The 23,739-nt window shown below is 63.6% G+C and carries 24 protein-coding genes; 13 read left to right on the plus strand and 11 right to left on the minus strand.

The window, feature by feature from the left end:
* The first annotated feature begins 7 nt into the window (after nucleotides 1–7).
* Nucleotides 8–769, plus strand: a complete 762-nt coding sequence (locus V1279_RS16020) for a hypothetical protein (RefSeq protein WP_334437488.1) — start codon at nucleotides 8–10, stop codon at nucleotides 767–769.
* 8 nt (nucleotides 770–777) lie between these two features.
* On the opposite strand, the gene V1279_RS16025 is transcribed toward V1279_RS16020, so the two are convergent.
* Entirely contained in the window at nucleotides 778–1,995 is a 1,218-nt protein-coding gene (locus tag V1279_RS16025) for an MFS transporter (protein ID WP_334437490.1), read from the minus strand.
* 148 nt (nucleotides 1,996–2,143) lie between these two features.
* On the opposite strand from V1279_RS16025, the gene V1279_RS16030 reads away from it, so the two are divergent.
* The gene (locus V1279_RS16030; RefSeq protein ID WP_334437492.1) at nucleotides 2,144–2,950 is read left to right on the plus strand and encodes an enoyl-CoA hydratase/isomerase family protein; all 807 of its coding nucleotides are present in this window, start codon (nucleotides 2,144–2,146) and stop codon (nucleotides 2,948–2,950) included.
* A gap of 9 nt (nucleotides 2,951–2,959) precedes the next feature.
* On the opposite strand, the gene V1279_RS16035 is transcribed toward V1279_RS16030, so the two are convergent.
* Complete coding sequence (locus tag V1279_RS16035) at nucleotides 2,960–4,162, minus strand: Xaa-Pro peptidase family protein (protein ID WP_334437495.1); 1,203 nt, start codon at nucleotides 4,160–4,162, stop codon at nucleotides 2,960–2,962.
* 584 nt (nucleotides 4,163–4,746) lie between these two features.
* Nucleotides 4,747–5,259, minus strand: a complete 513-nt coding sequence (locus V1279_RS16040) for a DUF1269 domain-containing protein (protein WP_334375443.1) — start codon at nucleotides 5,257–5,259, stop codon at nucleotides 4,747–4,749.
* A gap of 914 nt (nucleotides 5,260–6,173) precedes the next feature.
* On the opposite strand from V1279_RS16040, the gene gvpJ reads away from it, so the two are divergent.
* The 10 genes from gvpJ to V1279_RS16090 all read left to right on the plus strand — a co-directional run bounded on the left by gvpJ (nucleotide 6,174) and on the right by V1279_RS16090 (nucleotide 14,052).
* Entirely contained in the window at nucleotides 6,174–6,440 is a 267-nt protein-coding gene (gene gvpJ, locus V1279_RS37830) for a gas vesicle protein GvpJ (RefSeq protein ID WP_442894777.1), read from the plus strand.
* Between the two features lie 20 nt (nucleotides 6,441–6,460).
* Entirely contained in the window at nucleotides 6,461–7,195 is a 735-nt protein-coding gene (locus V1279_RS16050) for a GvpL/GvpF family gas vesicle protein (protein WP_334437498.1), read from the plus strand.
* A 12-nt stretch (nucleotides 7,196–7,207) separates the two neighbouring features.
* Nucleotides 7,208–7,438, plus strand: coding sequence for a gas vesicle protein GvpG (locus V1279_RS16055; RefSeq protein WP_334437500.1), 231 nt, complete (start codon nucleotides 7,208–7,210; stop codon nucleotides 7,436–7,438).
* 11 nt (nucleotides 7,439–7,449) lie between these two features.
* Nucleotides 7,450–7,773 carry a gas vesicle protein gene (locus V1279_RS16060; RefSeq protein ID WP_334437502.1) on the plus strand — a complete coding sequence of 108 codons (324 nt, stop codon included), beginning with the start codon at nucleotides 7,450–7,452 and terminating at the stop codon, nucleotides 7,771–7,773.
* Nucleotides 7,770–8,555, plus strand: coding sequence for a GvpL/GvpF family gas vesicle protein (locus V1279_RS16065; RefSeq protein ID WP_334437504.1), 786 nt, complete (start codon nucleotides 7,770–7,772; stop codon nucleotides 8,553–8,555). The genes V1279_RS16060 and V1279_RS16065 overlap by 4 nt, the downstream gene beginning before the upstream one ends.
* On the plus strand, nucleotides 8,552–8,749 hold the full coding sequence (locus V1279_RS16070) for a gas vesicle protein (protein ID WP_334437507.1): 198 nt from the start codon (nucleotides 8,552–8,554) through the stop codon (nucleotides 8,747–8,749). The genes V1279_RS16065 and V1279_RS16070 overlap by 4 nt, the downstream gene beginning before the upstream one ends.
* Nucleotides 8,746–9,051 (plus strand): gas vesicle protein K, encoded by a 306-nt coding sequence (locus tag V1279_RS16075; RefSeq protein ID WP_275188756.1) that lies wholly within the window; start codon nucleotides 8,746–8,748, stop codon nucleotides 9,049–9,051. The genes V1279_RS16070 and V1279_RS16075 overlap by 4 nt, the downstream gene beginning before the upstream one ends.
* A gap of 392 nt (nucleotides 9,052–9,443) precedes the next feature.
* Complete coding sequence (locus V1279_RS16080; protein WP_334437509.1) at nucleotides 9,444–10,463, plus strand: TRAP transporter substrate-binding protein; 1,020 nt, start codon at nucleotides 9,444–9,446, stop codon at nucleotides 10,461–10,463.
* 11 nt (nucleotides 10,464–10,474) lie between these two features.
* Nucleotides 10,475–12,373 carry a TRAP transporter large permease gene (locus V1279_RS16085; protein ID WP_334437511.1) on the plus strand — a complete coding sequence of 633 codons (1,899 nt, stop codon included), beginning with the start codon at nucleotides 10,475–10,477 and terminating at the stop codon, nucleotides 12,371–12,373.
* Between the two features lie 29 nt (nucleotides 12,374–12,402).
* The gene (locus tag V1279_RS16090) at nucleotides 12,403–14,052 is read left to right on the plus strand and encodes an acyl-CoA synthetase (protein WP_334437513.1); all 1,650 of its coding nucleotides are present in this window, start codon (nucleotides 12,403–12,405) and stop codon (nucleotides 14,050–14,052) included.
* A gap of 155 nt (nucleotides 14,053–14,207) precedes the next feature.
* Here the strand turns inward: V1279_RS16090 and V1279_RS16095 are convergent, their stop codons facing one another.
* Genes V1279_RS16095 through V1279_RS16125 form a run of 7 tightly spaced genes read right to left on the minus strand, consistent with a single transcriptional unit; the run spans nucleotide 14,208 to nucleotide 21,473 of the window.
* Nucleotides 14,208–14,840 (minus strand): antibiotic biosynthesis monooxygenase family protein, encoded by a 633-nt coding sequence (locus tag V1279_RS16095; RefSeq protein WP_334437515.1) that lies wholly within the window; start codon nucleotides 14,838–14,840, stop codon nucleotides 14,208–14,210.
* Nucleotides 14,841–14,882: 42 nt separating this feature from the next.
* Nucleotides 14,883–15,689, minus strand: coding sequence for an MBL fold metallo-hydrolase (locus tag V1279_RS16100; protein WP_334437517.1), 807 nt, complete (start codon nucleotides 15,687–15,689; stop codon nucleotides 14,883–14,885).
* On the minus strand, nucleotides 15,686–16,477 hold the full coding sequence (locus V1279_RS16105) for a TatD family hydrolase (RefSeq protein ID WP_334437519.1): 792 nt from the start codon (nucleotides 16,475–16,477) through the stop codon (nucleotides 15,686–15,688). The genes V1279_RS16100 and V1279_RS16105 overlap by 4 nt, the downstream gene beginning before the upstream one ends.
* A gap of 14 nt (nucleotides 16,478–16,491) precedes the next feature.
* Nucleotides 16,492–18,432 carry a methionine--tRNA ligase gene (gene metG / locus V1279_RS16110; protein ID WP_334437521.1) on the minus strand — a complete coding sequence of 647 codons (1,941 nt, stop codon included), beginning with the start codon at nucleotides 18,430–18,432 and terminating at the stop codon, nucleotides 16,492–16,494.
* 55 nt (nucleotides 18,433–18,487) lie between these two features.
* A complete protein-coding gene (locus tag V1279_RS16115) occupies nucleotides 18,488–19,528 on the minus strand; it encodes a DNA polymerase III subunit delta' (RefSeq protein WP_334437523.1) in 1,041 nt (346 codons plus the stop codon).
* Entirely contained in the window at nucleotides 19,525–20,211 is a 687-nt protein-coding gene (gene tmk / locus V1279_RS16120; protein WP_334437526.1) for a dTMP kinase, read from the minus strand. Before tmk ends, V1279_RS16115 begins: the two co-directional genes overlap by 4 nt.
* A gap of 2 nt (nucleotides 20,212–20,213) precedes the next feature.
* Nucleotides 20,214–21,473, minus strand: a complete 1,260-nt coding sequence (locus V1279_RS16125) for a D-alanyl-D-alanine carboxypeptidase family protein (protein ID WP_334437529.1) — start codon at nucleotides 21,471–21,473, stop codon at nucleotides 20,214–20,216.
* Nucleotides 21,474–21,650: 177 nt separating this feature from the next.
* On the opposite strand from V1279_RS16125, the gene V1279_RS16130 reads away from it, so the two are divergent.
* Nucleotides 21,651–22,595, plus strand: a complete 945-nt coding sequence (locus tag V1279_RS16130; RefSeq protein WP_334437532.1) for an alpha/beta fold hydrolase — start codon at nucleotides 21,651–21,653, stop codon at nucleotides 22,593–22,595.
* On the opposite strand, the gene V1279_RS16135 is transcribed toward V1279_RS16130, so the two are convergent.
* Entirely contained in the window at nucleotides 22,592–23,515 is a 924-nt protein-coding gene (locus V1279_RS16135) for a septal ring lytic transglycosylase RlpA family protein (protein WP_334437534.1), read from the minus strand. The genes V1279_RS16130 and V1279_RS16135 overlap by 4 nt on opposite strands.
* Nucleotides 23,516–23,739: the final 224 nt, after the last annotated feature.

Raw genomic sequence — 23,739 nt, forward strand, 5'->3', positions numbered from 1 at the left:
TTTGCCGATGGGGATCAGGGCAGGGTGCGCCGGAACAGCGGCGGCCGCGGTCATCTTGGCCGGGCTGCCGGCGGAAGAGGCACGGGCGGCGAACGGGGCCTATGCGGTCGATGCCGCCGACATTGGCGAGGCCGGCTCGTGCAAGGTCGAGAGCTGGCTGTCGTCGGCTTCCAACACCGATTTTACGGCGGTCGCCAATCCGTCCTGCGTAGTCAATCCATTCCAGCCTGTTGAGTTGAGCACGCTCACCAGCCGCGCGCGCAGCGATGGCGAATGGAGCAACGCGATCCAGCCGAAGGCCAAGACGAACATTGTGCCCACCGGGATCGGCAAGCTGGGCTTTTCGATTTACGCCGGCGGCTCTTTCGACGCCCTGACTGGGGAACACCGCTCCGCCTTCGCGGTGATCCCCGCGACGTACCGGCTCAGCGACACGATGCGGATCAACATCAATGGCGGCTGGCTGTGGGACCGCAGTGTCGATAGCCACTATCTGACTTACGGCATCGGCTTCGACTGGAAATTCACCGACACCTTGCAATGGACGATCGAAGCCTTTGGGCAGGCGGGCCAGTCAGATACGCCTAGCGTCGTACAGCCGCGGTTTCAGACCGGCGTGCGTTACCGGCCGAACGAGATTTTCTCGGTCGATCTAATCTACGGCCGCAACATCTCGGGCGAGAACGCCAACTGGATCACGCTCGGCACCACGATCCGTTTCCCGGTGCCCGGCGGCAAGCCGGAGCACCATCGCACGGGTCATCTGTAGGCCGGCACTCAAGCCGGCTGCAGCCGTTCGCGCGATCGCGACGGGAGCGGCGGGAAGGTGAGTGCCATCGCCATGGCGCCGAGACCGACGCTCAGCGCGCCGATGTAGAGCCAGCGATAGTCATGAAAGGTGTCGAAGATCATGCCGCCAGCCCACGGGCCCAACGCCATGCCGAGGCTCGATACCATGGTGGCGGCGCCAAACACCGTTCCCATGATCCGCGGCCCGAAATATTCGCGCGCGAGCACGGCGTACAGCGGCATCACGCCGCCATAGGCGGTCCCGAACACGATCGCGAGCGCGTAGAACTCGCCCAGTTTGCTGACGTAGAGATAGGTCCCGATCGCGAGCGCCTGCACCAGGAGGCCGCAGACAAGGACGCGCTTTGCGCCGAGCCGATCAGCGAGGATGCCGAGGAGGAGGCGGCCACCCAGCCCGGACAGGCCTTCCACGCTGTAAATGCTGACCGCGGTCATTGCCGGGATGCCGCAAAGCATGGCGTAGCTCACCATGTGGAAGATCGGTCCGGAATGCGCGGCGCAGCACGCGAAAAAGGTCAGCGCCAGCACCAGGAACTGCGGCGAGCGCAGCGCGCTGCCGACGGACCATTCGGCCCCGGGATCGCCGGCAGTGCCCTTTGCAGCCGCACCTGACGGCGTTGCCTCCGGCGCCTGCCGCACCAACAGCGCCGCCGGGATCAGCAAGGCCCACGCCATCAGGCCAACGGTCATCATCGCGGTGCGCCAGTCGTAGGTCGAGATCAGCCAGCGCGCGAATGGCGAGATCGTCATCGGTGCGACGCCCATGCCAGCGGACACCAGCGAGACGGCGAGGCTGCGGTTGTTATCGAACCACTGGGTTGCGGCGGCGATCATCGGCGCGAAGAACGCGCCCGCGGCGAGGCCGACCAGAATTCCGTAGGTGAGCTGGAATTCGATCAGGGAGGTCGCGCGGCTGGCGAGAAACAGGCCCAGGCCGAGGAGCAGGGCGCCGCTCAAAACGACGGGACGCGTACCAAACCGGTCGTTGACGGCCCCCCACGCGAAGCCGGCGATCCCCATCGTAAGAAAGTCGATGGTCATCGCGCCCGAGATTCCGGCGCGCGACCACCCCGTTTCCGCAGACATCGGCTCCAGATACACGGCGAGTGAGAACATTGCGCCGATGCCGACGCACGTCATCAGCGTGCCCACGCCGACGATCACCCAGCGATATGACGATCCCATCTGCAAAATGCTCCCTGTTCGATCCACTCCACGCGAAGCGGATGCGGCTTTCTCGAACAGGACGAATGGGAACCGGCGAAGGATACTGGTTCGCCAAATTTATTTCTGAGCTAGAGTTCGGAAAAATGACAGGCAGGGAGGCAACGCATTGGCTGAATTTGTAAAGATCGAAAAGGGTCTCGGGCCGGATGGCCGCATCGCGGTCGTGCGTTTCGACCGCGGCGACGGCATCAATGCGCTATCGCCGGAGGCGTTGCGCCAGCTCACGGACGCCGCCCGAAGCTTTGAGGATGACGGCGCGACCTCGGTCGTGGTGCTGACCGGCGGCGCCAAATCGTTCACCGCGGGTTTCGACCTGAAAGATCCGGAAGGCCGGTCCCGCAAGTCCATGGATCTCGGTGCACTGCGCCGGCACCTGAAACTTGGACCGCGGCTGACGCGGGCGTGGCAGGACATGGAGCAGATTACGATCGGCGCCATCGAGGGATTTTGCGTCGGCGGGGGCGTGGCTTTGGCGGTCGCGCTGGATTTCCGGGTGATGGCCAGAGACGCCCACATGCGCGTGCCCGAGATCGGGCTTGGCATGAACATGAGCTGGCAAAGCGTGCCGCGGATGCTGCATTTGATGGGACCGGCCCGCACCAAGCAGGCCGTGATCCTGGCCGACCAGCGCATCTCGGCCACCGAAGCTTACGAATGGCGTCTGGTGGAAGAGCTGGCCGATCCCGGCAAGGCCTTCGACGCCGCGATGGCGCTCGCCACCAAGGTCGCTGCGCAGCCGCCGCTGTCGGTAGCCATGACCAAGCTGACGGTTAACCGCCTGGCCCACGTGCTCGACGATCTCGCCAGTCACATGGACGTCGATCAGTTCGCGCTGGCGAGCATGACCGAGGATCACAAGGAAGGGGTCGCGGCGTTTCTGGAGAGGCGAAAACCGCGGTTTAAGGGGCGGTAGCTTCCGGCTTCAGCGTGCCCGTGCAATCCCGCCGATGTTCCAACCGCGGCTGCCTTCGCCGAAGATCTCGTAGCCTGCTGGTGTCACGGCAACCGTGTCCTCCAGCTTGATGAAGCCGCGCACGGGATGTTTCATTGTCGTTTCGATTGACACCACCATGCCGGGCTCCAATGGTCGGCGCGCGTCCGGGTCGTCGTAGGGAATCGGACCCTTGGCAGTCAGGCGAGGGGCCTCATGGCTGACCAGCCCCATGCCGTGCGCCAGAAATTCGGTGCAGTCGCGCTGGCTGGACTGTGCCAGCAGCTTTTCGGCCGCGGCGTAGATTTCGCCGCCCATCGCGCCTGGCCGAACTGCAGCGAATGCGGCCCGCTGGATGGCTTCGATTTCCGCCAGCAGGTTCTTGATCTCGCTGTCCGGTTCGCCCAGCACTGCCATCCGCGCCAGATCGCCGATATAGCCGTGATAGTTGCCCCCGGAATCCAGCGACAGCACGTCGCCAGTCTCCCAGCGGTCGGCGGAAGGCGCCCGGTTGTGGCTGGCGCCGCAGGCCAGCAGGCAATACTCGAAAGTCAATCCGCGCTTGACCTCTGCGATCCTCAGTGCGTCGAAAAGCTGCTGCTTGGTGGTGCCCGGGCCGTGATTTGCGATCACCTCGTTCATGGATTCGATCACCAGTTCCGAGGCCTTTTTCAGCTTGGCCAGCTCCGCCGGCGACTTCACGGCACGCAGGCGCTCGAGCACCAACAGCGCATCCTTGATCTCGCTATCGGGCAGGGCGTCCGAGAGGGCCTTGCCGGCATCCATCGGCAGAAACGGCATTTCGACGCCGATGCGCTTCATCGGTACGCCCGCGCTCTTGATCAGGCCTGCCGCCAGCGAAACGGCATCCACCGAGCCGTTGCCCTCGGTGCGGACTTGCGGAACCCAAAGTGGCGCCACGGCCCGCTGGTGCGTTTCCAGCCGGTGCCCGACATAGGCCGCCTTGTCGGGCGCGCCCTTCGGATAGATCACGACCGGCAAGTACCGGCTGACGCCGAGCGCGTCCATGTAGTCGAAGAAGATCGCGCGCTCCGCGTCGAGCAGGTATTGGACATTGTGCTTGGACGTTGCGACCAGGATATCGAGTCCAGCCGCTTCCATAAGGGAATCGAGCTTGGCGGTGTCAAATGGAATGGCGCGAGATTCGGTCGGGCGACTGACGCGCTCTTGCATGATAAGGACCTCCGTTGCGGCCGGCTTGAACCAACCGGCCTCGGGGCTTTGTGTTTCGCCTGGAGCCGCATTGTGAGTGGGAAGCGGGGTTCCTACCAGCGATGAAATCGGCGAGCTCCAATGCAGATTGACGAACGCTGGCTGTCGTTTCCGGCTGCGTCTGAGCCTCGATCGCAGAAACGCTAGGGCGCCCCGGTAGTTTCCCCGAGAAACGCCGCCCAAGTGACGCCTGTGCCTAGGTACGAACGCGTCGGCTGCCATAGTGCGGATGCCTTCCGCCGCGCTGACGCCAATACCGGTGTTTCGTCGGGTTCATATTCGTATTTGGCGTGGCACTTTTTGGGGCGGATGCGCCGGTATCCTTTGGCGCGGACACGCCGGTGTCAGTCGATTGAGCCAGGGACAGATTTGAAGGTGCAGCGACCGCCACCAATCCGCTCATGATCAAAGCGCCGCATACGGCCCGGGTGTTCATGCCCGCCTCCATGTGATCAAGAACTAAAATTCAGATCGAAATAGCTCGAACTGCCAATCCGTAGTTTAGCAGCGCGAGCCTCTTCTAGTGCCTTAGCTGTTTCCTCGACTCACGCCGCCTTGCTTAGCTCGGTCGTGAGCCTCTTCTCCGCATCGGTCGAGAGGGAAGTTCGAAGCACGCGCGGCTTGAATGGTTCGATCTCCGGCAGCACCTTGTCTTCGGTGACTTTCCTGAAGAGCACAAAGAGCGCAGAGGATCCTTCCGGAATCGTCTCTCCGAGCTTCTTGATGAAGTCATCACGGATTCCGAAGTCGGTGAGAGAGCCTGATAAAGCGCCCATGCCGGCACCAGCAATTGCACCGAGCGCCATTCCGGCGAGTGGATTCAGGAAGAGGAGACCGACAAGCGCTCCCCACAAGGCGCCGGTGGTCCCGCCGGTGGCCGCGCCAACTTTCGTTAGGCTGACGGCTTGCTTGAGGTAGACTTTACCGCCTTTCTCGCGTTCAACGACGCAAGCATCTTCGAGATCGATGAGGTACTCCTTCTGCAGAGACCGCAGCTTGTTGAGCACCTCATCTGCGGTGTGCAGTCCATCAAAGCCGAGAACGACCAGATCGCTCATTGTGCTCTCCTTTCGTAGACAGGTTTGAATATCGGCATTGCTTTGTCTGTGACGTCCAAATCTTCGATTGACGTTTGCTGGCGCGGCAGAGTGGCGGGCCCGCCGAGGAATTGCGAATTGGCGGGACGACAAGCGCTGCCAGTCCCGGCAAGAAACGAGTCCAACGCCTTCGATCAGAAGCGCCTGCTTCTGGCGGCAACTCCGGTCCTGCTTTCGAAGGTAACAACAACTTGAGAGGCTGTTGATGCTCAAGCCTCGCCCTGAGCGTGCCTTCACGATGCGGTGAAGGTTGCCGATCCGGTAGACGGACCAGTCGCCAGCTCAATCAGCTCGCGAGCCTGAGCGCGCGCTTGCTTTTGTGGCGGGCCGCAAGCGCGCTAACTAGATGTTGCCAGGCAACGTGCCCACAACCAAATGCCAAAGCCGCTTCGTCTTCCGCTCAACTCAGCCGATAAGCGAAAACGGCATGCCAGCCTTGCCTTGGATGCCGGACTACGGGCGAGGGCAGTGATCGGCGGTTGTAGGGTCCAACGGGCTGTCCTCCGACTTCGACAGCTTCGAGGAGTTAGCCATCCTGCGCGAGCCTGCACCTGTAGGGAGCTGGCGCGATAGCTCGCTGCGATCTGGCATGACTTCGCGACCGACCTGACGTGCTAGGTCGTCGCATCGCGTCGATGCCCCGAATACTCCGTCCGACTGCTGAAGGCCCCACGGAAACCCTTTGCGCTGACAGTGAAAATTGGCGGCGAGCGCATGCGGCAGCGCGAGGCGACGCGGCTTACGTCCTCGTTTTGAAACTCATCCGAAGCCATGCGCGTATCAGTTTCCGGAAGGACAAATCGTGTTTTCCGGAAGGAGCAAACCGTATGACTGGAATAGCAATGACTCAAACGCCTCAAGCAAACGGGGGCAGATTGTCGGGCGAGCTGTACAAAGTCGTTGAATTGATCCTGGACCGCGGGCTGGTCATCGACGTGTTCGTGCGCGTGTCGGTGATCGGCCTCGAGGTGGTCACCATCGATGCGCGCGTCGTCGTGGCCGGCGTCGATGCTTACCTGCGCTTCGCCGAGATGTGTGGCCGCCTCGAACTCACCGGCAGCAGCCCCCAGATCGGCCGCTCGCTGCCCGGCGACGCGCTGCCGCTCGAGCTACCCGGCCGGCCGCGCACGGAAATCGGCTGACGCAACGGAAAGGATGACTGATGAGTAGCTACGTCTACTGTGTCACGCGTGCCTCCCACCCACTACCGCTCGAAGGGGCGGTGGGGATGGGGGAGCACGCTCCCGCCCTCCGGCTCGTGCGCGAGCAGGATCTCGTCGCGGTGGTTAGCGACGCGCCGGAGAACTTGCGCGCGAAGCGGCGCGATCTGGTGAAGCACGATGCGATCATCGGACAGATCTACGCAGCCGGCACCGTGCTGCCGATGCGGTTCGGGATGGTCGCGCCCGACGACGAGGCCGTGCAGACGGAGCTTCGATCGGGGGCGCGTCGCTATAGCGAACTGCTGTCCCGGATCGATGGCCATGTCGAGCTCAACGTCAAAGGCATTCATGCGGAGGAAGCCCTTCTCCGCGACCTCTTGCTTCAGAACGACGAGTTACGTGCGCGGAATCACGCACTTCGCGCCGCAGACGGCGGCCGCCACCAGGACAAGGTGGCGTTCGGCGAGCACGTGGCCGCCGCCGTTGCGGAGCGGCGCGCGCGTGACGCAGGCCAGGTCATCGCCCGCCTGCAACCACATGCCGCGCAGATACGTCGGGGCCCGCCGGTCGACGGTTGCTTCGTCAACGTATCGTTCCTGGTGGCGTCCGGCGCCCGGGCGGACTTCGACGGTGCCCTGTCGCCGCTGCGCCGCGAGCTGCCCGGCTACGCAAGCGTCGAGTTGTACGGGCCCTTGCCGCCTTACAGCTTCGTCGGCAACGAAGCGGACGTGTGAGGGGCCGTGGCGGTGGGACTACTGTCGCATATCTTGTTGCTGCCGCTCGCGCCGGCCCGCTTCGCGCTGTGGACCATCGACCGGGTCGTCGACGCCGCTGCCGAACAGCATTGCGGCCCGGCAGCCATCCGGCGCGAGCTGGCCGAGCTTTCGCGGCAACTGGATGAAGGGTTGATCGATGCCGAGGAATTCGATCGACGCGAGGACGAGCTCCTCGACCGGCTGGACGAGGGACGAAAGTGAGGAATGATCGCATGATTGAATCTGATCGCATGATGGAGTGGCACGGACGCCAGGGTGCTTCGCCGAACCTGGCTGACATTCTGGAGCGGGTTCTGGACAAGGGGCTGATCATCGCCGGCGACATCAAGATCAACCTGCTCGACATCGAGCTTCTAACCATCAAGCTCCGGCTGTTGGTCGCGTCGGTGGACAAGGCCAAGGCGATGGGGATCGACTGGTGGGAGCGCGATCCGGCGCTTTCCCAGCCTCGGCCGCGGCAGCTCGCGGCCGAGAACGCGCGGTTGCGTAAGCAGATCAGGGCGCTGCAAACCGCCACTCTGGAGGCACGGCGATGAGCACGGCGAGCTATACATACGCGGTCGCGCGCCCGTTCAATCCAACCCAGGCGGCCGGTCTCGTCGGCGTCGACGGCGCCGCGATCCACCTGGTCCGCCACCAAGACCTGGTCGCCGTGGTTAGTCCGCTTGCACCTGCCGACGCCGACGAGACCGCGCTGCGAGCCAGGCTGGAGACGCTGGCGGAGCTAGAGGTGATCGCACGTGCGCACCACAGGGTCGTGGCGGCGGTTGCCGCGTGCACACCAACGCTGCCGTTCCGCCTCGCGACCGTTCACCGCACCGACGACCGCGTTGCGCAGTTGCTACGCCGGGAGTACCGGCGCTTCCGCGAGACGCTGGATCGATTCGCGCGCCGCGTGGAGGTGGGGGTGAAGATCTACGTGCAGCACGCGGGCGCATCTGCCGGCGCCATGTCCGTGGCTGAGAAAACCGACGGGTCCGGATCGGCGTGCGCGGGCAGGGACTACCTGCGCAACCGCCGCGAGCAGCGCGATCGACGCCAGCACGCGTGGCGGCGCGCAACCACTGCGGCCGAGCAGATGGACGCCGTTCTCGCCGGGCTTGCCGTCGATCGCCGCCTACACCGAACGCAGAGCGCCGAGCTGTCCGCTGCTTCAGGCGAAAATGTATTCAACGCAGCCTACCTGGTGGATGCCGGGCGCGCCGAAGAACTCGCCGCCCGTGCACAGCGGCTGGGCGCCGAAAATCCGCACGTGACGCTCGAGATCACGGGCCCCTGGCCGCCCTATTCGTTCGCCGCCAGCGAGGAGCGCACGTGAGCCCCGCCGCGTTCCCGGCCCGAGAGGTCGCACTAGTCGACCTGCTCGACCGGCTCCTGGCGGGTGGCATCGTGCTGGCCGGAGACATCACGCTGGCGATCGCCGACATCGACATGGTGCAGATCTCGCTTCGCGCTCTGATCACGTCGCTCGGCCAGACCACGCGATCTGGCGCAGCGGAGCGAGACCAGTGAGCGCCGGCGTCGCTGGACATGAGCCGGGGCCGCGCCAGCGCATTTCGATGGCGCCTGACACGGTCGAACGAGATCTGGCCCGCCTGGTGCTCACCGTCGTGGAGTTGCTGCGTCAGCTCGTGGAGCGACAGGCGCTTCGTCGTGTCGACGAGGGCGGCTTGACCGAAGCGGAGGAGGAGCGCGTTGGCATGACGCTGATGCTTCTAGACAACCGCATATCGCGCCTGCGGGAGCACTTCGGGCTCGCCGCCGAGGACCTGAATATCGACCTGGGACCTCTCGGTCCGCTGCTTCCGCGTTGAGTTCCCTCAATCTAACGTCGAGCAAATTCTGCTGCGAAATTCCTAGACCTGAAGTGCACAGGGCGCCGTAAATCCAGGCAGACTCAAAATAGAGCACCAATGACTCAGATCGAACCCGAAATGACAGGGCACGATATCCAAGCTGAATATCCGTAATTCGCATAAGGTATATTATGGAATATCTATATCTACAATTAGATCAGATATTTAGGCGGATCTTCTAGCAAACCAGGCCAGCTTCGCGACCGTACGAGCGTTCGTTTGGCCCAAGCAATCCTGATCCGCCAAAGCCTGTGTTGCCGCCGCGTGCGGACGCTGCAATAAGCGCGAGCACGCTGATGACTCGCGACATCGGGGCATCGCAAGAACAACAACCCTCAAGGGAGAACCCAATGAGTTTTTCACGACGCACGCTTCTCAAGGCATCCGCTGCGTCAGCGGTTTTGGGCGGCATTGGCGCGCCGTTGGTGGCGCGGGCCCAGACCGCGGAATTTACCTACAAGTACGCCAATAATCTTCCTGACGGACATCCCATGAACGCCCGCGCCAAGGAAATGGCGGCGGCGATCAAGGCCGAGACCAGCGGCCGGTTCGACCTGCAGATTTTCCCGAACAACCAGCTCGGTTCCGATACCGACATGTTGAGCCAAATTCGCTCGGGCGGCGTCGAGTTCTTCACGCTGTCAGGCCTGATTCTGGCCACGCTGGTGCCGGCGGCATCGATCAGCGGCATCGGCTTTGCGTTCCCGGACTACGACACGGTCTGGAAGGCCATGGACGGGGGCCTGGGAGCCCATATCCGGGGCGAGATCACCAAGGCGAACCTCGTGGTGATGGACAAGATCTGGGACAACGGCTTCCGGCAGACCACGTCGTCGACCAAGCCGATCAACGGCCCTGATGACCTCAAGGGCTTCAAGATCCGCGTGCCGGTGTCGCCGCTCTGGACCTCCATGTTCAAGGCATTCGATGCAGCGCCCGCCTCGATCAATTTCAGCGAAGTTTACTCCGCGCTGCAGACCAGGATCGTCGAGGGCCAGGAAAATCCGCTGGCGATCATCTCGACGGCGAAACTGTACGAAGTCCAGAAGTTCTGTTCGCTGACCAACCACATGTGGGATGGGTTCTGGTTCCTGGCGAACCGGCGCGCCTGGGAAAAGCTGCCTGAGGATATCAGGACCATCGTCGCCAAGAACATCAATGCAGCGGCCGTCAAGGAGCGCGAGGACGTCGCCAAGCTGAATGCCGGGCTGCAACAGGAACTGGCCAGCAAGAGCCTGACCTTCAACCAGCCCAACGTGACGCCGTTCCGCGACAAACTGCGCTCCGCCGGCTTCTATGCGGAATGGAAAGGTAAATACGGCGACCTGGCCTGGGAGCTGCTTGAAAAGTCCGTCGGCAAGTTGTCGTAACGTCTGCCGTTATGGCTCATGCCGAACTGAGTGAGGGCGTTGGCGGCGAGGCGGGGCAGTCCCCTCGCCGCCATCAGCTGCTGGCGTCGATCGAACATGCGCTGGGAATGTTGGTCGAGATTCCGGCCGCACTCCTTGTCATCGCCGAAATCGTCATCCTTTTTGCCGGCGTGGTGGCGCGCTATGCGCTGCACCGGCCGCTGATCTGGTCGGATGAACTGGCGTCAATCCTGTTCCTGTGGCTCGCCATGCTGGGCGCCGCGGTTGCGTTCCGCCGCGCCGAGCACATGCGGATGACGGCGGTGGTCGCCAGCGCGAAGCCCGCCATGCGTGCCTATCTCGATCTGGTGGCGACAGTCGCCGCGCTGGCGTTTCTGATTCTGATTGCCTGGCCGGCTTACGAATACGCCTACGAGGAAAGCTACATCACCACGCCGGCGCTGCAGATCACCAATATCTGGCGCGCTGCGGCGCTGCCGGTCGGCATCGCCCTGATGGCGCTGTTTGCCTTCCTGCGGCTGGCCCGATCGGGCAATGGTCGGACCATGGCGGCTGCGATCCTGTCGGTCGCGCTTGTCATCGCGATCTTCTGGCTGCTCAGGGGCTCGCTCAAGCCGCTCGGCAATCTCAATTTGATCATCTTCTTTGTCGGCGTTGCCGGCTTCTGCGTCTTCGCCGGCGTGCCGATCGCGTTCGGGTTCGGGCTTGCGACCTATGGCTATCTGGCGCTGACCACGGGCACGCCGCTGATGGTGCTGGTCGGCCGCATGGACGAGGGCATGAGCCATCTCATCCTGTTGTCGGTGCCGCTGTTCGTCTTCCTCGGCCTGCTGATCGAGATGACCGGCATGGCGCGCGCCATGGTGGCGTTTCTGGCGAGCCTGCTGGGCCATGTCCGCGGCGGGCTGCATTACGTGCTGGTCGGGGCGATGTATCTGGTGTCGGGCATCTCGGGCTCCAAGGCTGCCGACATGGCCGCCGTGGCGCCGGTGCTGTTTCCGGAAATGAAGGCGCGGGGCGCCAAGCCGGGCGATCTGGTCGCCCTTCTCTCTGCGACCGGCGCGCAGACCGAGACCATTCCGCCGAGCCTCGTCCTCATCACCATCGGCTCGGTCACCGGCGTCTCGATCGCGGCGCTGTTCACCGGTGGCCTGTTGCCGGGCCTGGTGCTGGCGATCACGCTATCGGCTTTGGTGTGGTGGCGCTACCGGAGCGAGGACCTGCGGCATGTCACGCGCGCCAGTGGCGGCGAGATCGTCCGTGCGTTTCTCATCGCCCTGCCCGCCATCGCGCTGCCGTTCGTGATCCGCTACGCCGTGGTCGAAGGCATCGCGACCGCGACCGAGGTTTCCACCATCGGCATCGTCTATGCCTTCATCGTCGGCTACCTGATTTACGGCCTCTTGATCTACCGCAATTTCGACTGGCGGCGGATCATGCCAATGTTGGTCGAGACCGCATGCCTGTCGGGTGCGATCCTGCTGATTATCGGCTGCGCCACCGGCATGGCCTGGGGCCTCACACAGTCCGGCTTTTCGCGGACGCTGGCGGCCGCCATGACCGGCCTGCCCGGTGGATCGGCGACCTTCATCGCGGTGTCGATCGTGGCCTTCGTGATCCTGGGGAGCGTGCTCGAGGGCATCCCGGCGATCGTGCTGTTCGGGCCGCTATTGTTTCCGATCGCCCGTGCCGTGGGCGTCCACGAGGTCCATTATGCGATGATCGTTATTCTCGCGATGGGTATCGGGCTATTCGCGCCGCCCTTCGGAGTCGGCTATTATGCGGCTTGCGCCATCGGACGCGTCGATCCGGCCGAGGGTATCCGGCCGATCTGGGGCTACCTGCTGGCGCTGATGGTCGGCCTGATTATCGTGGCGATCTTCCCGTGGATATCGATCGGGTTCTTGTAAAGTCAAACTTTGTAGATGGGACACAGCCGATGAGCGCAGCCCAGAACCAGTACAGCATCGGATTGGACAAGACGCCGGCGAATTACGTGCCGCTGACGCCGCTCAGCTTCCTCGCACGCAGCGCCGCCGTTTACCCCGATCACGTCAGCACGGTCTATGAAGGCCGCAGTTTTACGTGGGCCGAAACCTATGCGCGGTGCCGGCGCTTTGCGTCCTGGCTCGTCGGCCGCGGCATTGGTCACGGCGATACGGTCGCGGCGATGCTGCCGAATATCCCGGCCATGAACGAGGTGCATTTCGCCGTGCCGATGGCGGGTGCCGTGCTGAACGCGCTGAACATCCGGCTCGATGCGCCGTCGATCGCCTTCCAGCTCGACCATGGCGGCGCGAAGATCATCCTGGTCGATCCCGAATTCGCGAGCGTGATCGCGGAAGCGCTGACGCTGATGACCGGGCCAAAGCCCTTCGTCATCGATGTGGACGACGCGGCGTTTGCGGGCGGCAAGCGGATCGGTGAACTCGAATACGAGGCGGCGGTGGCGGCGGGCGATCCGGCCTTCGTTGCGAGACTTCCCGGCGATGAATGGGACGCGATTGCGCTGAGCTATACCTCGGGCACCACGGGCAATCCGAAGGGTGTCGTGACCCATCACCGCGGCGCGTATCTCAATGCCGTCAGCAATATCCTGGCCGGCAATCTCGGCCAGCATCCGGTCTATCTCTGGACGCTGCCGATGTTCCACTGCAACGGCTGGTGCTTTCCGTGGACGGTCGCGGCTTCCGCCGGCATCAATGTCTGCCTGCGCAAGGTCGATCCGGCAAAAATCTTCGAGCTGATCCCGAAGCACGGCGTCACCCACATGTGCGGCGCGCCGATCGTCTACAACACGCTGATCAACGCGCCTAGCGCACCCAAGGGCAAGGCTGCGCGTCCCGTCGTCGGATTGATCGCAGGCGCCGCGCCGCCGGTGGCGGTGCTGGAGGGTGCCGAAAGCATCGGCATCAAGCTGACGCACGTCTACGGCCTGACCGAGGTCTACGGCCCCGCCTCCGTCTGCGCCGAACAGCCGGGCTGGGACGAATTGCCGGCCGACCAGCGGGCGCAACTCAAGCGCCGACAGGGCGTGCCCTACCCGCTGGAGGAAGCCGTCACCGTGCTCGATCCTGTGACCATGCAGGAGGTGCCGCGCGATGGCGAGACAATCGGCGAGGTGATGTTCCGCGGCAATATCGTGATGAAGGGCTATCTGAAGAACGAGGCGGCAACGCAAGAAGCCTTCGCCGGCGGCTGGTTTCACACCGGCGATCTCGGCGTGCTCGACGAGCACGGCTACGTCATCATCAAGGACCGCTCCAAGGACATCATCATATCGGGCGGCGAGAACATCTCCTCCGTCGAGGTCGAGGATGTCCTCTACAAGCACCCCGCGGTGCTGTTTGCAGCCGTCGTCGCCAAGCCCGACTCGAAATGGGGCGAAGTGCCCTGCGCCTTCGTCGAGTTGAAGGAAGGCGCCAAGGCGACAGAGGCCGAGATCATCGCCTTCTGCCGCAGCCACATGTCGGGATTCAAGACGCCGAAGGCGGTGGTGTTCGGCACTATCCCGAAGACATCTACCGGCAAGATCCAGAAGTTCCTGCTGCGCAATCAGGTGGATTCGGCCAAGGCGATTTCGGCGTAGTCCACCCGCCGTCATTGCGAGCGTAGCGAAGCAATCCATCGCGCCGCTGGCTCAAGAGGAAAGATGGATTGCTTCGTCGCTGCGCTCCCTTGCGCAAACGCTTCGCGTTTTGTCGCAGGCAATGACAACCTGGAAAGACCTGGCCCAAACAGCCGCTAGGCCTGCTCTCGCTTGACCGGCGGATAGTACTGCGGCGCTTCGGTCCGCTCGTACATTCCGTAGTCGCGCATGACCTCGAAGACGCGAAAGTACTGGGTTGTCGGATCGGTAAACAGGTGCGAGCCGAATTCAATGCCGGCTCGATCGTCCGGTAAATCGACCAGGTGCGCGAAGTGCTCCTCGCGATAGACGCTCGCGAAAGCGTCACGGCGCCATTCGGTTTCTGCCGCTAGCGTGGCACTCTTCGATTCCGAGGCGAGGATATAGGTCGGCTTGCGCCTCGCGGGGTCATTGTAGGGCGTGCGCCGCGTGGGTTGCCAGATCTGCTGTCCGGGCCTGGCCTCGTGAATGACCTGGGCGACGCGAATGCGATAGTCGGAAAAGACCTTCTCGCGGCCGATCGTCTGGACGTCATGATGGTAGGCATGGGCCCGCCAGGCCGTCAGCGCCCCCTCGTCCTGCCAGATCTGGTAGGACAGCAGCATGTTCTCCCGCGTCAAACTCCTGAAGCGATCGATGAAGAGGCAGCCGCCCATCGCCTCGAGATCGGGCTTCAGCGAGGCCGCGAGATCGAGATATTGATCGCGGTGCCCGGGCCTTGTCTGAACTTCAAAGAACAAACCAATCATCGAAATTCCTCCGCGTTCTGCGATCGGAATTGCGACGCAGGCTCAGCCCGCGCCGTCCAGCATCAGCCGCATGCCATCATAGGCCGGGATTACGCCCGGCGGCAGGCTCTGACGTAATACCTCGTAGTCGAGATCGGAATGCATGTTGGTGATGACGGCGCGCTTCGGCTTGAAGCGCTCGATCCAGCCAAGCGCGTCACTGACGCTGAAGTGGCTGGGGTGACCGGCATAGCGCAGCCCGTCGACGATCCAGAGGTCGAGGTTTTCCAGCGACGGCCAGCTCTCCTCGGGAATGTCGTGGAGGTCGGGCGTGTAGGCGGCGTTGCCGATGCGGAAGCCGAGCGCGGGAATTCTGCCGTGGTGAACCAGGAAAGCGGAAAGCTTCACCGGCCCGCCCTTCCCTTCGGTCTCGTGACTCTCGCCCGCTTCGATCGAATGGCGCGTCAGGATCGGCGGGTAGTCGCTGCCTTCCGGCGCGATGAAGCAGTAGGAGAACCGCGCCATCATGTCTTTGGCGGTCGACTGATTGAAGTAGACGGGAATGCGGCGGCGCTGATGCAGCACGACCGAACGGAGATCGTCGATGCCGTGGGTCTGGTCGGCATGCTCGTGGGTCAGGAACACCGCGTCGATGTGATCGACCTCGGCGTCGATCAACTGCTCGCGCAGGTCGGGCGAAGTATCGATCACGATCCGCGTGGTGCCGTGCGCGCCCTTGCGCTCGACCAGCAGCGAGCAGCGGCGTCGGCGGTTTTTTGGATTGTTGGGATCGCAAGCGCCCCAGCCGAGTGCCGGGCGCGGCACGCCGGCGGATGAGCCGCAGCCGAGGATTGTCAGCGTCACCGTCATGCGGTCGCCTTCGGCGCCGGCACCTTGGAGAACAGACGAAAGAAATTCTCTGTCGTCTGCCGCGAAATCTCTTCCAGCGAAACGCCACGCGTTTCCGCCAGCACTTTTGCGACTTCGACCACGTAGGACGGCTCGTTGCGTTTGCCGCGAAACTTGCCGGGCGCCAGATAGGGCGAGTCGGTTTCGACCATGATGCGGTCGGCCGGGAGTTCGGCGGCGAGCTCGCGCAAGGCTTCGGACTTCTTGAACGTCAAAATGCCCGTGAACGAGATCGACAGGCCGAGACCAATCGCCTTCATCGCCAGTTCACGCCCGCCGGTGTAGCAATGCAGCACCGCGCGGAACGCTCCCTTTGCCACCTCGTCCTCGAGAATGCGGCCGCAGTCCTCATCGGCCTCGCGGGTGTGGATCACCAGCGGCAGACCGGTGGCGCGGGCGGCTGCGATATGCGCGCGAAAGCCGCGCTCCTGCGCCTCGCGCGAGCCATGCTCATAGAAATAATCCAGCCCTGCCTCGCCCAGTGCCACGACCTTTGGATGCTTGGTCAGCTCGATCAGTTCGCTGGCGGGAATGCCGTCTTCCTCATCGGCCTGATGTGGGTGGGTGCCGACCGAGCAATAGACATTGGGAAACCGCTCGGCGATGGCCAGCAGTCCGCCGAGCCGCTTGACCCGGGTCGAGATTGTGACGATGCGGCCGATCCCGGCCGTTTCGGCGCGCGCGACGATGGTGTCGAGATCCTCGGCAAAATCCGGAAAGTCGAGATGGCAGTGGCTGTCAACGAGCATGGCTTGCAAACCGCTCAATCCACCTTTGGTTCGACGTAGCGCGGAAACACCCCGACCGGCGGCGGCAGGGGCGTGCCGGCCTTGATCCGCGTGCCGAGCGCGGCGAAGTCGCGCGCCCCCTTCTCGTCGGGAATGCCGAGGCTGTCGAGCAGCTTGCTCGAGGCATCCGGCATCACCGGCTGGGTCAGGATGGCGACCTGCCGCACAACTTCCGCCGTTACGTACAATACGGTTTTCTGCCTGTCAGGATCGGTCTTGGCCAGCGCCCACGGCGCCTCGCCCGCGAAATAGCGATTGGCTTCCGCGACCACCGACCACACCACATTCAGCCATTGATGGATCTGCTGGGTGGCCATCGCGGTCCGCGACACCCCCAGCATGGCATCTGCCTCCGCCAGGATCTCCTTGTCGTTATCGGTGAACTCGCCGGGCTCCGGCAGCACGCCGCCGAGTTGTTTGGCGATCATCGAAAGCGAGCGCTGTGCCAGATTGCCGAGATCGTTGGCGAGATCGGCATTGATGCGCGCGACGATGGCTTCGTGGTTGTAGTTGCCGTCCTGTCCGAACGGCACCTCGCGCAGGAAGAAATAGCGCATCTGGTCGACGCCATATTGATCGGCCAGATTGAAGGGATCGACGACGTTGCCGACCGACTTCGACATCTTCTCACCCCTGCTGAACAGGAAGCCGTGCGCATAGACCCGCTTCTGCACGGGAATGCCGGCCGACATCAGGAACGCCGGCCAGTATACCGCGTGGAAGCGGATGATGTCCTTGCCAATGACATGGACGTCCGCCGGCCAGTAGCGCCAGTTCGGATCGCTCTCATCGGGAAAGCCGACGCCAGTGATGTAGTTGGTCAGCGCATCGACCCATACATACATCACGTGCTCGGGGTCGTTGGGCACCTTGACGCCCCAGTCAAACGTCGTGCGTGAGATCGACAGATCCTTCAGCCCGCCCTTCACGAAGCTGATGACTTCGTTGCGGCGCGAATCCGGTCCGATGAAATCGGGCTGGTTCTTGTAGAGCGCCAGCAGCCGGTCCTGATAGGCGGAGAGCTTGAAGAAGTAGCTCTTCTCCTCAACCCACTCGACCGGCGAGCCCTGCGGACCGCGGCGCACATTATCCTCACCGAGGATGGTTTCCTCCTCGGCGTAATAGGCTTCGTCGCGCACCGAATACCAGCCGGCATAGGTGTCGATATAGATGTCGCCGTTCTGCTGCATCCGGTTCCAGACCACCTGGACCGAACGATGATGGTCGGGCTCCGTGGTGCGGATGAAGCGGTCGAACGACACGTTGAGCCGCTCGTCCATCTCCTTGAACCGGCCGGCATTGCGCGCGGCGAGTTCGGCGACGCCAAGCCCCTCGCTCTCGGCGGTCTGCACCATCTTCAGGCCGTGCTCGTCGGTGCCGGTGAGGAAGAACACGTCCTTGCCGTTGAGCCGCTGAAACCGCGCCAGCGCATCGGTCGCGATCGCCTCGTAGGCGTGACCGATATGCGGAATGCCGTTGGGATAGGCGATCGCGGTGGTGATGAAATAGGTATTGCGCTCGGCAGCCACCGCGGGCTGGGCGACGGCAGCCGGCTTCGCGCGCGGCGTGGCTGGCTTTGCACGTTTAGCTACGGGGGCTGCCGGTACGGCGGAGCTCGTTTCTTGCGACGTTACCGCGCGCGCCTTCGTCGTTTTGTTCGCTGATTTATTCGCGGATTTCTTGACGGATTTCTTGGCTGCCTTCTTCGCAGCCTTTTTCGGTGACTTCGGCGCGGCTTTCTTCGCAGCCTTCTTCGAAGGCTTGCCGGCCTTCTTCACGACGCGCTTGCTCTTGGTCGCCCCCTTCTTGGCGGCACGCTTTTTCGCCGCGGCCTTCTTGCTGGCGCGGGCGGGCAGCGCTTTACGAGTCTTCTTCGCCTTGCGCTTTTTCGAAGCTTTCTTTCCAGCCTTCGCCACCACGAATTCCTTTAGTTCAACTCAACGATTGTCGGGATTGTTGTCGGACGGAGCGTTACCGCGTCGCTTCCGCGAGCATCCCGAACACCGAGAAAACCAGCGGTTTTCGCTCCAAATTATAGGATTCGGTGTCGCGTGCGGCGCGGACGATCTTTTCCCATACCTCAGCCAGCCGTGCAAGGCGGGGCAGATTCGCGTTGGCATCCTCAGTGCGCAGCTTTTCGCCGATCCAGCGATCGATGCCGTCGATGAAAGCCGCCAGCGCCACGCGGTCGCTGGTGCCCAGCGCGTCGCCCAGGGCATGCAGCTCGCGCGGGTCGACCTGCGGCAGCGTCGCCAGCAGCGCCGCGGTGCGCTGCTGCAGCTTCAGCGCGTCGCCGCCAAGCAGCGTCAGCGCGCGGGACACGCTCCCCTCTGCCGCCTCTGCGGCCTCCGCCAGTGCCGGATCATCGGGCGCCATGTCAGCGGCGCGCGACGCCGCGCGAATGACGTCGTCGGTCGCGAGCGGTCGCAGCGGCAACTTGCGGCAGCGGGACAGGATCGTCGGCAAGGCCCGTGCCGGCGAATGGCTGACAAGCAGGAACAGCGATCGTTGCGGCGGCTCTTCGAGGATCTTGAGCAGCGCGTTGGCGGCGTTCGGATTGAGCTCGTCGACGGTGTCGACGATGCAGACCCGCCAGCCGTCCACCGCGGCGGTCGAGCCGAAGAACGAAATCGTCTCTCGCGTCTCGTCGACGGTAATCACGGTCCGCATCACGCCGCGATCGTTGAGGCCGCGTTCCAGCACCAGCAGTCCGCCATGCGCGCCGGCGGTGACCTGACGCGCGACGGGATCGGCCGGATCGAGCGCAAGCGTCTCGGCGCGCTGCACCGAAGGCGCCATGGGCTTGGAATTCGCGAGCACGAAGCGGGCCATGCGATAGGCCAGCGTCGCCTTGCCGATGCCCTGTGGACCGCCGATCAGCCAGGCATGCGGAATGCGCCCACTGCGATAGGCGTTGAGCAACGCCATCTCTGCCTCGCGGTGGCCGAACAGATCGGCCGTTGCGCGGCAATGCCTGACCGCCACTTCCTGCTCGGTCTTGCGTGCGCTCATGCCGTACCCGCCGGGCTCGGGACCGCGAGCACACGATCGCGCAGCGCCGTCCAGACGCGCCCAGCGACCGTGTCGGCATCGGCATTGGCGTCGATCAGCACGCAGCGCTGCGGGTCTTCAGCGGCGATCTGCCGGTAGGCATCGCGCAGATCCTGATGAAACTGCAGATCCTCCGCCTCGAAACGATCCGCCACGCCGCCGCCGCGGCGAGCCGCGGCACGCTGCAGGCCGACTTCCACGGGAATGTCCAGAATGATGGTCAGGTCCGGCTTGAGATCGCCGATGGTGACGCGCTGCATGGCATTGAGCACGATGGGAGAGACCTGCCCCAGACGACCCTGATAGGCGCGGGTCGAATCCGAGAAGCGATCGCACAGCACCCATGTTCCCTGGCTGAGCGCAGGCTGGATCACCGTACGAACATGATCGTCGCGGGCAGCCGCGAACAGCAACGTCTCCGCGTCCGGCCCAAGCAGCTTGCCCATTCCCGACAGCACGAGATGCCGCATGATTTCCGCCCCCGGCGAGCCACCAGGCTCGCGGGTAACGATGGCGCGAAGCTTTGCCGCTGCAAGACGCTCGGCGAGCTTCTTGATCTGCGTGGACTTTCCGGAGCCCTCGCCGCCCTCAAACGTAATGAACTTCCCGCGTCCGGAAGGCCGCTGCAGCGTTGCCTGGGTCATGCTCAGAGCTTCTCTGCGCTCGCGCGGAACATACCGATGACGAGCTCGCTGGCTCCGTCGATCGCGCGACGCATGGTCGAGCCGGTACCGACCGCTTCCGCCGCATAGACCGGCGTCTCCACGGCGATATTGGTACCGCGCCATACCTTGACGACACCGACCGGCTGGCCGGCCTGCACCGGCGCCCGCACAGGGCCACTGTAGACGATGCGCGCGATCAGTTTTTCGTTGCCGTTCTTCGGCACCATCACCTTGATCGGCTCCGGGCTTGCAAGCTTTACAGAGCGGCTTTCGCCGCCAAACACTTTGGCATAGCCGACCTGCTGGTTGGCCGCGAACAGCGTGCGCGTCTCGAAATTGCGAAAACCCCATTCCAGCATCTTCTTGGCCTCGGAGGCGCGATCGTCGGGATCCTCGAGCCCGTTGATCACGACGATCAGCCGCGTGTCGTTCTGCACGGCGGAGCCGACCATGCCGTAGCCGCCGTCCTTGGTGTAGCCGGTCTTCAGCCCGTCGGCGCCGTTGAGCGTATTGAGCAGCGGATTGCGGTTCTGCTGCCGGATTTTGTTCCAGATGAATTCCCTCTCGCCGAACAATTTGTACATGTCGGGATAGGTCAGGATCAGGTGGCGGGCGAGTTTTGCCAGTTCCCGCACCGTCATCCTGTTGGCGGGATCGGGCAGCCCGCTGGAATTTCCGAACGTCGACTTCGGCATGCCAAGCTCGCGGGCCCGTTTGGTCAAGAAGTCGGCGGCAAAGATCCGCTCGTTGCCGGCCATGCCTTCGGCGAGCGCAATGCAGGAATCATTGCCGCTCTGGATGATCGCGCCGCGCAGCAGGTCGTCGACCGAAACCTTGCTGTTGAGAATGGCAAACATGGTCGAGCCGCCGGCCGGCGCGCCGCCCTTGCGCCAGGCGTTCTCGCTGATCCGGTATTCGTCCGTCGGCTTGATCTTGCCTTCCTTGATGGCGTTGAAGACGACCTCGACCGTCATCAGCTTCATCATGCTGGACGGCGCTCGCAATTCGTCGGCGTTCTTCTCGAACAGCACGCTGCCGCTGGACGCCTCGACCAGGATCGCGGTCGGCGCGTCGCCGTCGAACCCGCCCTCTTCCTTCTTGCCGCCCTGCACGCTGTTGTTGGCGGCGTACACGATCCCGCCCCAACCGACCGCGAGCGCGAGCACGGCGGCCATCAGGCCGCGCCACGGGATGATGGCCGCGGCGTCGGATTTGCGGGAAACGGAAGTCTCTGCTGCCATCGGCGATGTCCTGAATCCCTGCGTTCTAACAGTTGGAAGTATCGCAAACAACACAGGTTTTGGACTTGCCTTTTGGACTTGCCGCCGTGTCGATCGGATTGCGGCACCGAACGAAGGAACGTATCGTGGCGATGCTGCAATTTCCGGACAGGATACGAAAAACAGGGCGGAAACGCGATGCCATCCTCACGCACCATTTCCGCCAACGGACTGGATCTGTTTGTGCTCGAACAAGGCCAGGGTCCGCTGGTGCTGCTCTGCCATGGCTGGCCCGAACTATCCTATTCCTGGCGGCACCAGATCGGATCCATCGCGGAAGCCGGTTTCCATGTCGTCGCCCCCGATATGCGCGGGTTCGGCCGGACCAGCGCGCCCGCCGATGTCGGCGCCTACACCATCTTCCACAATGTTGGCGATATGGTCGCTCTGGTGGCGGCGCTTGGCGAAAAGCAGGCCGTCATTGTCGGCCATGATTGGGGTGCGCCGGTCGCGTGGCACGCGGCTACGTTCCGCCCCGATATCTTCACCAGGGTCGCGGGCCTCAGCGTTCCGCCACCCTCCCGCGGGCGCGGTCTTCCGCTCGAAACCCTGCGGAACAACGGCATTACCAATTTCTACTGGCAGTATTTTCAGACTCCGGGAGTGGCAGAGGCCGAGTTCGAGCGCGATGTCGCCGCGACAATGCGAATCGTGCTGGCCGGGCGCGGGCTCTCCGATCCGGCGGCCCATCAGTTTGTTCAGGAGGGCAAGGGCTTCCTCGGCGATGCCGCTGCCAATCGGCCGTTGCCGAACTGGCTGACCGAGGCCGACCTCGCCTATTTCGCAGCCGTCTACCGGGACTCGGGCTTTCGCGGCGGGCTCAACTGGTATCGCAACATCGACCGCAACTGGGAACTGACCGCACCGTGGCAAGGCGCGCAAATTCACCAGCCTTCCCTGTTCATCGCAGGATCGAAGGATGGCGTCATTACCGGCCTGATCGGCGCCAAGCAGGTCAAGGAGATGGAGCGCGTGCTGCCGAACTTGCGGCAGAAACTCATTCTCGATGGGGCGGGTCACTGGATTCAGCAGGAGCGGCCCGACGAGGTCAACGCCGCCCTGATCGACTTCCTGAAGGGTTAGTACAGCCCGCGCCCACTCAGCACTTCGCTTGGCCCCCGCGGATCGACCGGCAGGTAAGCCTGGCTCGGAGCCGCATAGCTGGCATCATTCCCGTAGGACACGGCGCGCGGGTTTTCCGCGGTGCGGCCACGCGAGCGGCCGGAGGCCGACATTTCCGAAGTCGCATTGATCGAGGCGTAGTCGGCCGAGGTATTGCCAAGGCTGTAGGGCCGCCCCTCCGGCATCGGAACCTCGCCCCGGATCCGGCCTGCGGAGGAGGAGATTTCGGGCACAAACGGACGGGCCGAAGCGACCCGGACGTTGGACGGAGACGGGGCAGGCTCGCCGGTCCGGAGCGTTGCCAGGAGCTGGCGGTCGTCGGAACCCTCCAGCGGCGCCCGGCCGACATATTCAACGCGGACCTTGGCGACACCATTTGCTTTGAATTCAAGGAGTTCCGCGGCCTTGTTCGAGACGTCGATGAGGCGGTTGCCATGGTAAGGGCCGCGGTCGTTGACGCGCACGATGAGCGATTTACCGTTCCGGGTATTGGTGACGCGGGCGTAGCTCGGGATCGGTAGCGTCGGATGGGCAGCGGTCAGCGAGGTCATGTCAAAAACCTCACCATTGGCGGTCAGCCGGCCATGGAAGTCATCGCCATACCAGGAGGCCATACCCTCGGCGCGATAGTTCGGATCCTCTTCAGGCACGTAGACCCGGCCCGCGACGGTATAGGGCTTGCCGATGCGGTAGGTTCCCCCGCCCTTCGGCACGGCCTCCCCGAACGCCACCACGCGAGGGCTCGAGGAGACGCCATATTTGGGATCGACGCGGCTGGCGAATTTGTCCGACGAGGCGCAGTTGGCAAGGAGAAGGCACGTTGCCACGGCAACGGTACCGCGAACCGCCAGTACGATCGTTCTTGGCCGTCGAATCCCCATCACCCCAATTACCATTTTCAGCGGCCGACTGCCTATCTTGAAGCGTTGCGGCCTTAACCCCACGATGCGGCCACCTCCGCATCACGCTGTGAAGATATCGCAACCGGAACACGGCGGAAATGGGGTCTGCTCCCGCGTGGTAAATCAATCGTTGCTTTGCGCATCCGTCGATTTACGGGCGCGCACTATCGATAATCGGCAAAACACGGCCCGTTCGCACCGTC

Origin of the sequence: Bradyrhizobium sp. AZCC 1610 (assembly GCF_036924515.1) — a bacterium.
In the GTDB taxonomy this organism is placed as follows: domain Bacteria; phylum Pseudomonadota; class Alphaproteobacteria; order Rhizobiales; family Xanthobacteraceae; genus Bradyrhizobium.

Bases quoted from the DNA above. Each gene is read 5' to 3' on its own strand.
- V1279_RS16125 (WP_334437529.1), bottom strand. From the start codon at position 21,473: ATGGCAGCAGAGACTTCCGTTTCCCGCAAATCCGACGCCGCGGCCATC.
- V1279_RS16035 (WP_334437495.1), bottom strand. From the start codon at position 4,162: ATGCAAGAGCGCGTCAGTCGCCCGACCGAATCTCGCGCCATTCCATTT.
- V1279_RS16065 (WP_334437504.1), top strand. From the start codon at position 7,770: ATGAGCACGGCGAGCTATACATACGCGGTCGCGCGCCCGTTCAATCCA.
- V1279_RS16020 (WP_334437488.1), top strand. From the start codon at position 8: ATGGGGATCAGGGCAGGGTGCGCCGGAACAGCGGCGGCCGCGGTCATC.
- V1279_RS16105 (WP_334437519.1), bottom strand. From the start codon at position 16,477: ATGCTCGTTGACAGCCACTGCCATCTCGACTTTCCGGATTTTGCCGAG.
- V1279_RS16130 (WP_334437532.1), top strand. From the start codon at position 21,651: ATGCCATCCTCACGCACCATTTCCGCCAACGGACTGGATCTGTTTGTG.
- V1279_RS16100 (WP_334437517.1), bottom strand. From the start codon at position 15,689: ATGACGGTGACGCTGACAATCCTCGGCTGCGGCTCATCCGCCGGCGTG.
- V1279_RS16080 (WP_334437509.1), top strand. From the start codon at position 9,444: ATGAGTTTTTCACGACGCACGCTTCTCAAGGCATCCGCTGCGTCAGCG.
- V1279_RS16025 (WP_334437490.1), bottom strand. From the start codon at position 1,995: ATGGGATCGTCATATCGCTGGGTGATCGTCGGCGTGGGCACGCTGATG.
- V1279_RS16040 (WP_334375443.1), bottom strand. From the start codon at position 5,259: ATGAGCGATCTGGTCGTTCTCGGCTTTGATGGACTGCACACCGCAGAT.
- V1279_RS16085 (WP_334437511.1), top strand. From the start codon at position 10,475: ATGGCTCATGCCGAACTGAGTGAGGGCGTTGGCGGCGAGGCGGGGCAG.
- V1279_RS16060 (WP_334437502.1), top strand. From the start codon at position 7,450: ATGATTGAATCTGATCGCATGATGGAGTGGCACGGACGCCAGGGTGCT.
- tmk (WP_334437526.1), bottom strand. From the start codon at position 20,211: ATGACCCAGGCAACGCTGCAGCGGCCTTCCGGACGCGGGAAGTTCATT.
- V1279_RS16090 (WP_334437513.1), top strand. From the start codon at position 12,403: ATGAGCGCAGCCCAGAACCAGTACAGCATCGGATTGGACAAGACGCCG.
- V1279_RS16050 (WP_334437498.1), top strand. From the start codon at position 6,461: ATGAGTAGCTACGTCTACTGTGTCACGCGTGCCTCCCACCCACTACCG.
- V1279_RS16135 (WP_334437534.1), bottom strand. From the start codon at position 23,515: ATGGGGATTCGACGGCCAAGAACGATCGTACTGGCGGTTCGCGGTACC.
- V1279_RS16095 (WP_334437515.1), bottom strand. From the start codon at position 14,840: ATGATTGGTTTGTTCTTTGAAGTTCAGACAAGGCCCGGGCACCGCGAT.
- V1279_RS16115 (WP_334437523.1), bottom strand. From the start codon at position 19,528: ATGAGCGCACGCAAGACCGAGCAGGAAGTGGCGGTCAGGCATTGCCGC.